General features: G+C 66.0%; 8 protein-coding genes. 6 read left to right on the top strand and 2 right to left on the bottom strand.

Features of this window, described 5'->3' with window-relative positions:
- Window positions 1-14 precede the first annotated feature (14 nt).
- On the bottom strand, window positions 15-653 hold the full coding sequence (gene hisG, locus BXU06_RS14445) for an ATP phosphoribosyltransferase (RefSeq protein ID WP_077301119.1): 639 nt from the start codon (window positions 651-653) through the stop codon (window positions 15-17).
- An 857-nt stretch (window positions 654-1,510) separates the two neighbouring features.
- Here hisG and BXU06_RS14450 point away from each other — a divergent pair.
- The 6 genes from BXU06_RS14450 (at window position 1,511) to BXU06_RS14470 (ending at window position 11,685) form a co-directional block, all read left to right on the top strand.
- Entirely contained in the window at window positions 1,511-2,821 is a 1,311-nt protein-coding gene (locus tag BXU06_RS14450; protein WP_216352489.1) for a surface lipoprotein assembly modifier, read from the top strand.
- A 61-nt stretch (window positions 2,822-2,882) separates the two neighbouring features.
- Window positions 2,883-3,719 (top strand): FecR domain-containing protein, encoded by an 837-nt coding sequence (locus BXU06_RS14455; protein WP_077301122.1) that lies wholly within the window; start codon window positions 2,883-2,885, stop codon window positions 3,717-3,719.
- A gap of 56 nt (window positions 3,720-3,775) precedes the next feature.
- Complete coding sequence (locus BXU06_RS17915) at window positions 3,776-4,804, top strand: glycosyltransferase (RefSeq protein ID WP_216352490.1); 1,029 nt, start codon at window positions 3,776-3,778, stop codon at window positions 4,802-4,804.
- 46 nt (window positions 4,805-4,850) lie between these two features.
- Entirely contained in the window at window positions 4,851-5,633 is a 783-nt protein-coding gene (locus tag BXU06_RS17920; protein ID WP_216352491.1) for a bifunctional 2-polyprenyl-6-hydroxyphenol methylase/3-demethylubiquinol 3-O-methyltransferase UbiG, read from the top strand.
- 2 nt (window positions 5,634-5,635) lie between these two features.
- The gene (locus BXU06_RS14465) at window positions 5,636-10,852 is read left to right on the top strand and encodes a glycosyltransferase (RefSeq protein ID WP_077301125.1); all 5,217 of its coding nucleotides are present in this window, start codon (window positions 5,636-5,638) and stop codon (window positions 10,850-10,852) included.
- Complete coding sequence (locus BXU06_RS14470) at window positions 10,849-11,685, top strand: class I SAM-dependent methyltransferase (protein ID WP_077301128.1); 837 nt, start codon at window positions 10,849-10,851, stop codon at window positions 11,683-11,685. The genes BXU06_RS14465 and BXU06_RS14470 overlap by 4 nt, the downstream gene beginning before the upstream one ends.
- Here BXU06_RS14470 and BXU06_RS14475 read toward each other — a convergent pair.
- On the bottom strand, window positions 11,627-12,607 hold the full coding sequence (locus BXU06_RS14475; RefSeq protein ID WP_077301130.1) for a class I SAM-dependent methyltransferase: 981 nt from the start codon (window positions 12,605-12,607) through the stop codon (window positions 11,627-11,629). The genes BXU06_RS14470 and BXU06_RS14475 overlap by 59 nt on opposite strands.
- Window positions 12,608-12,636 lie beyond the last annotated feature (29 nt).

The following is a 12,636-nucleotide window of genomic DNA, read 5'->3' on the forward strand; positions in this document are numbered from 1 at the left end:
GGCCTGCGCCGGATTCAGCGGGTGAGCGTGGCCGCGAAGGCGTCGATCACCGGGCGGATGGCGGCGTGCTTGAGCTTGAGCGCCGCCTGGTTGACGATCAGTTGCGAGCTGATGTCGAGAATATGCTCGACCGGGGTCAGGTTATTGGCTTTCAGCGTGCCACCGGTAGACACCAGATCGACAATCGCATCGGCCAGCCCCACCAGCGGGGCCAGCTCCATCGAGCCATACAGCTTGATCACGTCCACATGCACGCCCTTGGCGGCAAAGTGTTCGCGGGCAATATTCGGGTACTTGGTGGCCACCGACAGGCGCGCGCCATGCTGCACGGCGGCGGCGTAGTCAAAGCCATTGGGCGCAGCCACCATCATCTTGCAGCAGGCAATGTTCAGGTCCAGCGGCTGATAGAGGCCAGCACCGCCATGCTCGATCAGCACATCGCGCCCGGCAATGCCCAGGTCGGCTGCGCCGTGTTGCACATAGGTGGGGACATCGGTGGCGCGCACAATCACCAGCCGGACGTCGGGCTGGTTGGTGGCCAGAATCAGCTTGCGGGAGGATTCCGGGTCTTCGGCGGGGATGATGCCAGCCGCAGCCAGAAGCGGCAGCGTTTCATCAAAGATCCGCCCCTTGGAGAGGGCAATGGTGAGCATGCGGGCAGCGCCGTATCAAGCAAAACCCCGATTTTAGCGGGATCAGGCCGAAATGGACAGGCCGGATGCCGCGCCCAGGGCGTTTCGGGGCGGGCGCAGGCCGGCACCCTGCCGCGTGTGCCGCAGCCAGTGCCTTGGGGAAGCACTGATTTATTCAGAAAAATCGTGTTTGCCAAAAGCAAAACCCAGCAAAATCAACACCCTGGATTCCCGCCTTTGTGGGAATGACGATTTTTTCAGCGTTTCCTCAGCAAAGTATTCTCTCGGTGCATTTGGCACGACCCTCAATCAATATGCCAAAGCATAATTCTGACAACATCCCCTCAAAAACAAGCATCCACACCATCATCACGCTTCTTGCCGCATTGCGCCAAAACAAGCAGCCAGCATATGCTCGGATCACATAATTAAAAAGCATAATTCTGACAACCAACCCGGCTTAATCTCGATCAGACAAGGAAAAGCCCGACGCACAAAACCATTTTATTTGTAGGGATACTTCGATCCTGCTACCCTGCCAGCGCCGGATAACCATGTATTTGTATCGCAAAGCAATTTTATTTCATCCTGAGCGCGGTATAATTCGGCTAATATTCAGAACAATCATCTTCCGCCACGCCTGCCAAGGATACGCTGATTCATTCAGAAAAACCGTGTTCGCCAAAATTAAAACATAGCAAAATCAACATCCTGGCCTCCCACCCTCGCGGGAATGGTGGTTTTTTCAGCGTCCCCCTAAATTCACGCCCGCTAAATTGTTGAGGAGCTTCAAATTGGCCCATTTGCCAAACCAACTGCGTTTCCCGCCAGGGCATTGGACCAGGGGGGCGGTGTTGTTGTGCGTCAGCAGTCTGGCCATGGCGCAGGAAGTGCCAGGTATTCCCGCGCTGGACCGCCAGGTGGATGAAGCGTTTCGTCAGGTGCTGAAAACCCCGGCCAACCATGAAATCGGCCTGCAATACGCCCGGCTGCTGATTGCCGCCGGCAATTACGAAGGCGGCGTGGCCGCGCTGGAGCGTCTGCTGCTGAACGCCGACCCGCAGCCGGCCATCCGGGTGGAGCTGGCGGTGCTGTACTACCGGCTGGGCTCATACCAGATGTCGGAAAGCCTGTTGCGTCAGGCACTGGACGACGCCCGGCTGGCCAGCGAACAGCGCACGATGGCGCAAACCCTGCTGCGCGATGTCAGCGCCCGCAATCAGCCCTCGCAGCTGACCGGGGTGGTGATGCTCGGCGTGCGCCGGCAAAGCAACCCCAGCGCACGCAGTGACGCCGCGCAGGTATACGCCGCCGGCAGCCTGACGCCGCTGGCCGAAGGGATCAAGCCCAAGGCTGACACCGATGTGCAGCTGACCGCCCGGCTGGACCACCGCTACGACCTGGGCTGGCAGAACGAAGCCGCGCTGGTCAGCTCGCTGGTGGGGCAGATCACCGACTACCAGTCATCCACTGGCCGGCAACTGCGCGCCAATCAGGAAGACCCTTACGATCTGGCCTTTGGCGAGCTGACCACCGGGGTGCGCTTCAAGCCGGCAGCCATTGCCCTGCCTGGCCTGCGCGTGCGCCCCTACCTGATTCTGGCCGAGCTGGCCGCGCAAGGGCATCGCTACCTGAGCAACCGTGGGCTGGGGCTGGACGCAGACTACCAGATTGACGAAAAAACCCTGGCCAGCGCCACGTATGAATATCGTCGCACCCACTACGCCAACCGGGTGGATGTGCCCGCCGCCGAGCAGCTGAGCGGCCCGGACAACCATCTGCGTCTGCAACTGAGCCGGGAAATCGCCCCTGGCCACCTGCTCAGCGCCGAACTGGGCTTGCGCCATCACCAGACTGGCCGGGCCTACTATGATTACAACGGCCAGGAGCTGCGCATCACCTATTCCACCAGCTACGCCAGCCCGCTGTCCGGCGTGGCCGGCGGCTACTGGAGCAACGCACTGTGGGCCGGGGCTGGGCAACGCAAGTATGGCGCGGCGGATCCGGACATCCACGCGGGCGTGTCGCGCAAGGACAATGACTGGCGCGTGGGGGCCAGCCTGTCGGTGCCGATCAGCAGCAGCTGGTCGGTGCTGATGCAGCTGGAACACGTCAAAACCCATTCCAACCTGGCCAACTACCAGGCCAAGAACACCTCGCTGATGGGCGCGGTGGCTTACCGTTTCTGAATCGACCCCATATGCCTTTTTACCTGACGCAATCCGGCGCTGATCGCCCAAGGAGTTTGCCATGAGCCCACCCTTTTACCGCGACTGGTGGCTCGCCGCCGCGCTGACCAGCACTGCGCTGCCGGTGGGCATTGCCCAGGCAGCGGACATTCCGGCACCCGTGGGCGTGGTCACCGCGCTCAGCCCGAGCAGCACGCCCGCCGATGGCGGCAATACCCTGCACGTGGGCAGCGACATCACCCCGGGCATGCGTCTGCACACCCAGAGTGATAGTCCGCTGCATGTGCTGTTTCTGGATCAATCGGCGCTGACGCTGGGCCCGGATTCGGAACTGACCATCGATGAATTCAGCTACGACGCCGACGCCCGGCAAGGGCAGATTCGCCTGGGGCTGAACAAAGGCTCGTTGCGGATTGTCGGCGGCCATATCAGCAAAAATAACGCGGCAGTGATCACCACGCCGGATGCCACGGTGGAAGTGCTGGGCGGCATCACCCTGGTGTCGGTGTCCGGCGGCGGCACCCAGTCTACTTTCCTGTTTGGCCAGCAAATGCGGGTGAGCAATGGCAGTGGCTCGCAAACCGTCACCCGGCCAGGTTTTTCGGTGCGCAGCAACAGCAATGGCCCGTCTGCGCCCACCCGGATGGAACCCCAGCAGCTGACCAACCAGCTGACCCAGCTGGAGCGGACCCAGGCCCGTCCCAACCAGCCGCCACCACCACCCACCCCGCCGCAACCGCTGGTCAGCCTCAGCGACCGGCCCGGCAGCCCCAACCTGCCCGAGCAGCAGCTGGCACCAGACCGCGTGCGCACCAATACCGACAGCACGCAGCAGGCCAACCCCACCCTGGTGCTGAACACGCTGCTCAACAGCAATTCCAGCACCATTCAATCCTGATGGCCAGCGGGCAGACACTCCGCTGACGATCGTTTTTCCCAGCCAGGCAGGCGAGCATGCGTGTTCTTTTTGTGTCCAACTACCCTCACCTGCCTGACATTCACGGCGGCTTGCAAACCACCACCCACGACCTGTGCCTGGCAATTCAGGCCATGGGCGGCCATGCCGCCGTGCTGTGTGGCCAGCCCAACGCCAGCGCCACACCCCTGAGTCAGGACAGCCAACTGGGCTATCGGGTGATGCGCGCGCACCACCCAGAAACCGCGCTGGCCGAGGCAGCGGCAAGCTGGCACGCCGAGGTGATAGTGGTGCAAACCGGAACCAGCCTGCTGCCGATGGTGATTCGCAGCCTGGCCACCGGCCTGCCCACGGCGGTGTACCTGCACAATGTGGAAACCCACCAGCTGGCCGGCACGCTGACCCCCGATCCCTCGCTACGCTACTTTGCCAATTCCGACTTTACCGCCCAACGCTGGCGGGCGCTCAGCGGCATCGACTGCTGCGTGATTCCACCGATTGTCGACCCCGAACGCTATCTGGTAGCGCACACTGGCGAGCAGGTGCTGTTTATCAATCCAACGCCAATCAAGGGGGTGGAAATCCTGTTTGCCCTGGCCGCCGCCTGCCCGGAGCTGCCGTTTCTGGTGTACGAAAGCTGGCATCTGGCCCCGGCCTGGCGTGAGCATTGCCTGGTGCGCGCCCAGGAGCTGGGCAATATCCACTGGTGTGCGCCCACGCTGGACATGCGTGAAGCGTATGCCCAGGCCAAGGTGCTGCTGATGCCGTCGATCTGGGAAGAATCGTTTGGCCGCACGGTGATCGAGGCCCAGCTCAATGGCCTGCCGGTGCTGGCCAGCCACCGGGGCGCGCTGCCGGCGCTGGTGGGCGAGAGCGGCATCACGCTGGACCCGCACGCGCCCATGGCCCACTGGGCGCAAGCACTGCGCCAACTGTACGCCACCGCCCCCGACTACCACCACACCGCCCGCCAACGCGGCATGCGCCACGCCGCATCCACCCCGCTGGTGGTGGGCCGGCTGCTGACCGAACTGGCGCTGCACGCCGCTGCGCGCGCGCCGCACTGAGCCGCCGACGCCCCATTTACCGCTGACTTAACAAGGATGATTACCGATGCCTGCCCAAGCGCACACCCAGCCGTTATTTGCCACGTATCCCCGGCCTGCGCGCCAGGACTGCAGTTTTTATCACTCGTTTGACCTGGCTGAAGGCGAGGTCATCGGTCAGTGGGATTTGCGCCAGCATGCCGCCCAATACCTGGGTGGAGTGAGCCTGGATCAGCGCTCGGTGCTGGAAGTGGGGCCGGCCAGTGGTTTTCTGTCGTTTTACATGGAAAGCCAGGGCGCTCGCGTCACCTGCGTGGAACCGCCGCTGTCCTACCTGTGGGATGCCGTGCCGTTCGAGGGCTACGACTTTGCCGCCTGGCGGCGTGAATTCACCGCCGAAATCCAGAAGGTGCGCAATTCGTTCTGGTATGTCCACCACGAAAAACACTCGCACGTGCGGCTGCTGGAAACCGACCCAAACCAGATTCCGGCTGAAGCCGGGCAGTTTGACATCGGCCTGCTGGCCTCAGTGCTGCTGCACTGCCGCCGCCCGTTCGACCTGCTGGAAAGCGTGGCCAGGCGCACCGAACGCACGATGATCATCACCGAAGTATGGAACCCGACGCTGGGCGACGGGCCAGTGTGCATGCTGCTGCCGCATCAAGGCATGAAACAGGTGCACACCTGGTGGCATTTCACCCCGCAGTTTTTCATTTCGGCGCTGGGCATTCTGGGCTTTACCGACGCGCGGGTGAGCTTTCACACCCAGGGCCAGCCGGCAGAAGGCCGCGAAGTCACCCTGTTCACCGTGGTGTGTGAACGCCCCTTGTCAACTTCCCCCCAGCGCTGACCATGCACGCACCGAATCCTCTCGACCCCCTGCTTGAACACGCCTGGCAATGCAGTGCGGCTGGCGATGTCGCCAGCGCGCTGCAACTGGCGCAACAAGCCTACGCCCAGGATCCAGGCCACGCCCCTGCCGCCACGGCGCTGGGCTATTTTCTGCTGCATGCCGGCCAGCATGAGGCAGCCCACGCGGTGCTGGAACCTGCGGCCCGACAGTGGCCCCAGTCGGCCACCCTGCAGTGGTATGCCGGGCTGGCCCAACGCCAGCTGGGCCACGCCGAATCGGCCATCACACTGCTGCGCTGGGCCTGCACCCTCGACCCCAGCTTGCACGACGCCGCCTTTACCCTGGCCTGGGCGCTGCACGACCATGGCGAACAGGAAGAAGCGCTGTACTGGGCCCACCATGCGCTGGCCGCCCAGCGCAGCGCGCCGCGCCTGCTGCAAACCGGCTGGCTGCTGCAACGCACCGGACAGCATGCCGCCGCCGTCGAACACTATCAGCACGCCATGGCCGGCTATCGCGCCGATGCCGCTGAACAGCGCCAGCTGCACCTGCAACTGGCCGAGTGCCAGCTGCTGCTGGGACACAGCACGCAGGCCGGGGACACCCTGGAAGCCGGTCTGCGCCGCTTTCCGGACGACCCCGGCCTGCTCACCACCCTGGCGCATCTGCAGTGGCAGCGCGGCGACCGGCTGGCGGCGATTGCCCTTGCCCGGCAACTGACCGAGCTCGACCCGGAACGGGTGGCCAGCTGGCACCTGCTGGGCGCGTTCCTGCAGGATTCCGGCGACTGGCTGGCAGCCGACCCCTGCTTTGACCAGGTGCAGCGACGCGACCTCAGCCAGAGCGATGCGCTGTTCCGCCGCGCGCAGATTCAGGCGCGCGCCGGCAGGCCGATCGACGCGCAATGGCTGCTGCAACAGGTGCTGCACCATCAGCCCGACGCCCAGCCAGCGCAAACGCTGATGGCGCAGGTGCTGCTGGACATGCGCCAGGCCGACGAGGCGCGCCGCTTGCTGCTGCGCTGGCTGCGCGCCGCCCCCCGCCACAGCGAACGCTGGCGTTTGCTGGCCATCGCGCACCAGCAGCGCGGTCGCCCGGCGCTGGCGCGCCGCGCCCTGCAGCGCGCCCTGCGCCTGGATCCCGACAATATCGAAGCCCTGCGCCTGCTGGCCTGGGTGGCGCTGGCGCAACACGACCGCCCGGCGGCAGTCCACGCCGCCAACCAGCTGCTGGCCCGCCGGCCTGACGATGTCAGCACGCAGATTCAGGCGGCGTTTGTCCATGCCATGGCCGGCGACCGCGCACTGGCGGCGCGCTGCGCCGAACAGGCGGTGGCCCATGCGCCAGACAACGCCGAAGCCTGGCGCGCGCTGTCGCAGGTGCGCTACCAGCAGCAACGGCTGCATGAAGCAGAAGCAGCCATTGAAATCGCCCTGCAACTGGCCCCCGACCGGCTGGACAGCCTGCGCCAGCTGGGCTGGATTCTGATTGCCCGGCAACGGCTGGGGCATGCCGAACTGGCATTCCTGCGCGTGCAGGCGCTGACCCCGGACGACCCGGTGGCGCTGCTCGAACTGGCCGAAGTGCGGCTGCGCGCCGGCCTGTTTGCTGCCGGACTGGCCAGCATCCACGCCCTGAAGGCGCTCGGCCCGCTGTCTGCGCCAGCCCAACTGACCCAGGCGCGGCTGCTGATCGAAGGCGGCCAGGCGCTGCAGCAAGCCCAATGGCACGCCGACGCATTGGCCATCTGTCGCCGCCTGCTGGCCGACCCGGCCCGACTGGGCGACGCCGCCGAGCTGCTGGCACGCCTGCGCGGGCTGGGGGTGGAAGCCGCCCGGCCACTGTGCGCCATGCTGCCGCACTCGCTGTGGCGACTGAGCTGCCAGCAGGCGCTGAACACCGCCATCACCCGCCATGGCCACCGCTACCTCAGCCAGTTGGCCAAGCTGGCGCGCGAAGCATTTCCCGACCAGCCATGGCTGGCGCTGGCAGCGCTATACCAGGATTCACTGTCGGCACACAGCACGCCCGAACAGCTGGCCTGGACGGCGCGCAATGCCTTTCGCCTGCTGAAACTGCACAGCGGGCTGTCGCCGGCGTGGGGCAGGCGCCGCCCACGCGCCCACGCCAGCCGCCTGCGCATTGCCTATGTGGCCAGCCAGCAGCATGAGCGGCTGCTGCAACGGGTGCTGGCCAGCCACGACCCGACGCAGGTTGAGGTGTTTGTGTTCACCTCGCTGCGTCTGTCCGGTCTGCCAGCGCATCTTCATTGCCAGCCGCTGGATCTGGACCAGCTGGAGGCCGCTTGCGCCGCCAACCAGATTGACGTGCTGATCGACGCGGGCGGTCTGCAACCGTTTGAAGGCCAGTACGCCCTGCTTGAGCGCTACGCCAGACGGCTGGCTCCGGTGCAGGTGGGCTGGCTGGGCAGCTGGGGCAGCGCCGGCGGTCTGTTTGACGCGCTGCTCACTGACCGGACTGGCGTGCCGCTGGCCGATGAAGCCCACTACGAAGAAGCCATCTGGACGCTGGACGGCGGCCAGTGGAGCTGGGACCCGCCGCTGCACGCGCCCACCCCGCAGCCGTCCCCGGCAGCCACCTATGGCTGGGTAACCTTTGGCGTCACCGCCCGTGGCTTGCGCCTGAACGACGACAGCCTGCGCGCCTGGGCGGCGATTGTGGCGGCCATGCCCTTGTCGCGGCTGCGTTTTATCGGCGCGGTCAGCCTGGACTGGCCACAACGGGCAGAGATTCTGGCCACCCTGCAGCGCCACGGCGTGGCTGCCGAACGGGTGACGTTTGACCCACCCGGCGACTATGCCAGCTGGCTGGCCTGGTTCCAGCAGGTGGACATCGTGCTGGACAGTTTTCCTGGCAATGGCGGGCTGAGCCTGCTGGATGCGCTATGGATGGGGGTGCCGGTGGTCAGCCGCAGCGGGCGCTGGCTGGGGGCGCGCCAGGGCGCGTCGATCCTGCACAGCCTGGGGCAGGACGACTGGGTAGCCGACAGCGAAGCCGGCTTTATCGCCGCCGCCGTGGCGCTGGCGCAGGATCTGCCGGCGCTGCAACACGCCCGCGCCCAGTTGCGCCAGCGCATGCGGCACTCGCCGCTGCTGGATGGCCAGCGCGTCGCCCGCCAGATTGAACAGCATTGCGCGGCCTGGCTGGCGCACCACGCGGGGGTAACCGCTGGCGGCGACCTCAAGCAAATGGTACGCAGCCATGCGCAAGGTGGGCTGCAAACCTGGCTGGACAAACCCGCCAACGCCATCCGCCTGCCCAGCCTGGCTGCCGATGACACCCCGGCGCTGTCGGTGGTGCTCATCCTGTACAACCAGGCCGGGCTGACCCTGCGCACCCTGCAGGCGCTGGCCGACCAGCGCGGTACCACATTCGAAACCCTGATCATCGACAACGCCTCCAGCGACCAGACCAGCGAATTGCTGGCGCGGGTACACGGCACGCAGATTGTGCGCAACCGCGACAATCTGGGCTTTGTGCTGGCGGCCAATCAGGGCGCAGCAATGGCGCGTGGCCGGCATCTGCTGCTGCTGAACAACGACGCCATCGTCCAGTCCGGTGCGCTGGCCGCCACCTGTCGGCGGCTGGACGCCGACCCGACCCTTGGCGCACTGGGCGGGCGGATTGTGCTGATGTCCGGCGGCCTGCAAGAGGCCGGCAATGTGATTTTCCAGGATGGATCCACTGCCGGCATTGGCCGGGGTGAAGACCCATTCTCTCCGGCAGCGCTGGCCCGCCGTTGCGCCGACTATTGCTCGGGCGTCTACCTGGCCGTGCCGCTGGCGTTGTGGCGCATGCTGGATGGCTTTGACCGCGACTTTGTGCCGGCCTACTACGAAGATGCCGACTTCTGCCTGCGCGTGTGGCAGGCCGGCTTCCGGGTGGAATATGCGCCCGAGGTGCTGGTGGAACACCTGGAATGGGGCAGCGCCGGCAACAACGAAGCCCAGCAGCGCATGCGCGACAACCGCCTGCGCTTTGTCGCCAAACATGGCGACTGGCTTAGCCGCCAGCCGCGCCCTGGGCGGACCTCACTGGACGACGACCGCTGGCGCAGCCCGGCTGATGCGCCGCGCCTGCCACGGGTGCTGATTCTGGACAATGAAGTGCCGCATATGGCGCGCGGCGGCGGCCTGCCGCGCGCGCGGCTGATGCTGCAGGCGCTGCGCGACTGGCCGGTGACGCTGTTTCCGCTGTGGTCATTCGACGACGACTGGGCGCAGGTACACGCCTCGATCCCGGACACAGTGGAAGTGATGCTCGGCCTGGGTCTGGCTCAGCTGGAAGGTTTTCTGGCGCGCCGGCGCGGCCTGTACGACGTGCTGTGGGTCAGCCGCCCCCCCAATCTGCAGGCGCTGGCTCCGCTGCGCGCGCGCCGGCCCGAGCTGTTTGCCGGCATGCGGCTGATTTACGATTCGGAAGCGCTGTTCGCCCTGCGCGAAATTGGCGAGCTGGCGGTGAAAGGCCGGGCGCTGACGCCAGCACAGGCGCAAGCGCGGCTGGACAAGGAACTGGCGCTGGCACAGGGGGTGGATCAGGTAGTGGTGGTGTCCGAACGCGACGCCAGGCATTTCCGCCAACGCGGCCACCCGGTGGCGATTCTCAGCCATGCCATGCCCGTGCGCCGCAGCGTGCCCAGCCCGAAACGCCGCGCCGGACTGGTATTTGTCGGTGCCTTGCACCCGGACACCCCCAACGAAGACGGGCTGCTGTGGTTTGTCGAGCAGGTGGCACCGCGCTTGCGCGCGCTATTGCCCGAACCGCCCACCCTGGACGTGGTGGGCGAATGCCGCTCGGAGCGGATTGCCGCGCTGGCCAGCGCGGACATTCGCCTGTTGGGCCCCCAGGCCGACCTGCGCCCCTGCTACGACCGCGCCAAGGTGTTTATCGCGCCGGTGCGCTTTGCCGGCGGGGTACCGGTGAAGGTGATCGAAGCCGCCGCCCAGGGCATTCCCGTAGTGGCTTCGGCCATTTTGCTGCGTCAGCTGGGCTGGCAGGATGGCCTGGAGATTCAGGGTGCACGCGACGCCGAGGCCTTTGCCCGCGCCATCGCACGCCTGCTGACCGACGACGCGCGATGGCGTCGCCAGCAGGCCGCCGCTTGGGCGCGCTGCGAAGCTGACTACCATCCCGACGACTTTGCCCGGCAGACCCGCGCCCTGCTGCTGGCCCATTCCGCCCAGGAGGCAACATGACCCCCCATCCGCTGGACACCGCCGCCATGCGCCATTACCGGCGCTGGATGGCCAAGGGCAACCGGGTGCAAGCCGAAACCAGCCTGCGCCGAATGCTGGCGCGGGAAGCCAATCTGCCCGCCGCCCACTCGGCGCTGGCACGGCTGCGCTGGCCCGGGCCCGACTACCGCGCCTGGCTGGCCTGGCTGCATCGTCAGCTCGCCCCCCGTGTGTATGTGGAAATTGGCGTGGAATCCGGCGCATCGCTGGCGCTGGTGCAGCCGGACACCCAGGTGATTGCGATCGATCCCGAGCCGGTGGGCAACCCCTTGCACGCCTGCCCGGGCGTTGGCCAGTTGTTTGCGCAGACCAGCGCGGCATTTTTTGCCCAGTCGTGTGCGACCAGCGGATTGAGCCACACCGGCTTCAATCTGGCATTCATCGATGGCGACCATCGTTTTGAAAGTGTGCTAGACGACTTCATCGCCCTGGAGCGCCACGCCGCCCCCGGTGCCGTGGTGCTGCTGCACGACACCCTGCCGCTGACCGAATCCACCTCGGGCGGCGAACGGCACACCGGCTTTTACAGCGGCGACGCCTGGAAAGTGGTGCCGTGCCTGCGCGCGCTACGCCCCGACCTGCGGCTGACCACGCTGCCCACTGCGCCGACCGGGCTGACCGTCATCACCGGGCTTGACCCCAGCTCACGCGTGCTGGACACCCGGCGGGCGCTGATTCATCAGGTGTACGCCCGCCTGCCCAGCGCCCACGCGGTGGCGCATCCGCACACGCTGTTCAATCTGGGCGAAAACGATCCGGCGTGGCTGGCGCGCTGGCTGGCGCACGGGCAATAACGCAGGCAAAGTCATGGTCGAGCTGGCCGGCCTGATACAGCTCGTCTTCAGCGGCCATGACACTGCGCAGATACGCTTCACCTGATGTGCCGATGAAGTTCTGCGCCACCCCGGCCAGCAGCATGTGCAAAATCGCCCCGCCGTAGGGGCGCACGCGCACCGCGCTGAAATACTCGGGCAACAGCGGCAAGAGCCGCGACGAGCAAATCGCCTCACTGGGGTCTACCGCCACCACTTCGGCCACACTGGGGCGGCGGAAATCACGCTTGCAGCCACCGTCGCGCAGGGTCATCAACGCCTCGGGCAATAGTCGGGCAATCTGGTTGAGGCGCTGCATCTGGCTGTCGGGCCACTGAAACTGGTCCGGCCCGACGTATTCATCCAGAAAAAACCAGCCGCCCGGTGCCAGCAATCGCCCAATGTGGCGGTACAGCAGTGCCAGATTGGCGCAATGATGCACGCTGGACACCCCCAGCACGGCGTCAAAGCTGCCCGGGGTGAACGGTGGCTGTCCTACCGGCAGGTGGTTCATGTCGGCCTGAAAATAGCGGATGGCGTCCAGCCCCTCGGCCTGCGCCTGCGCGTGCGCCACTTCCAGCACCTTGGCCGACAGGTCAATCGCCACAATCTCGCGCGCCCAGCCATGCTGGGCGATTTCCCGCTCCAGCGTGCCGCTGCCACAGCCCAGCACCAGCACCCGATCCAGCGGCAGCGGCTGTTCAGCGGCGACCATCCGGAAAAACCAGGCCAGCGGCGACACGCTGGCGTCGCCGCTCACCTTGCGATTGATGGCCGCGCGGATTTCCGGCAGATGAGTCCAATGCAAGCCCTGGGCCGTCCAGGTGTCCGGGTCGCCCCAGGTGAGGTCCAGCTGGTCGGCCAGACCGCTATCAATGGCGCCCAGCGGGCAGATAAGTGACATGAGGGCGGGTCGCAAAAGAGTTCAGGAAG

This window comes from Aquaspirillum sp. LM1 (genome assembly GCF_002002905.1).
GTDB lineage: Bacteria > Pseudomonadota > Gammaproteobacteria > Burkholderiales > Aquaspirillaceae > Rivihabitans.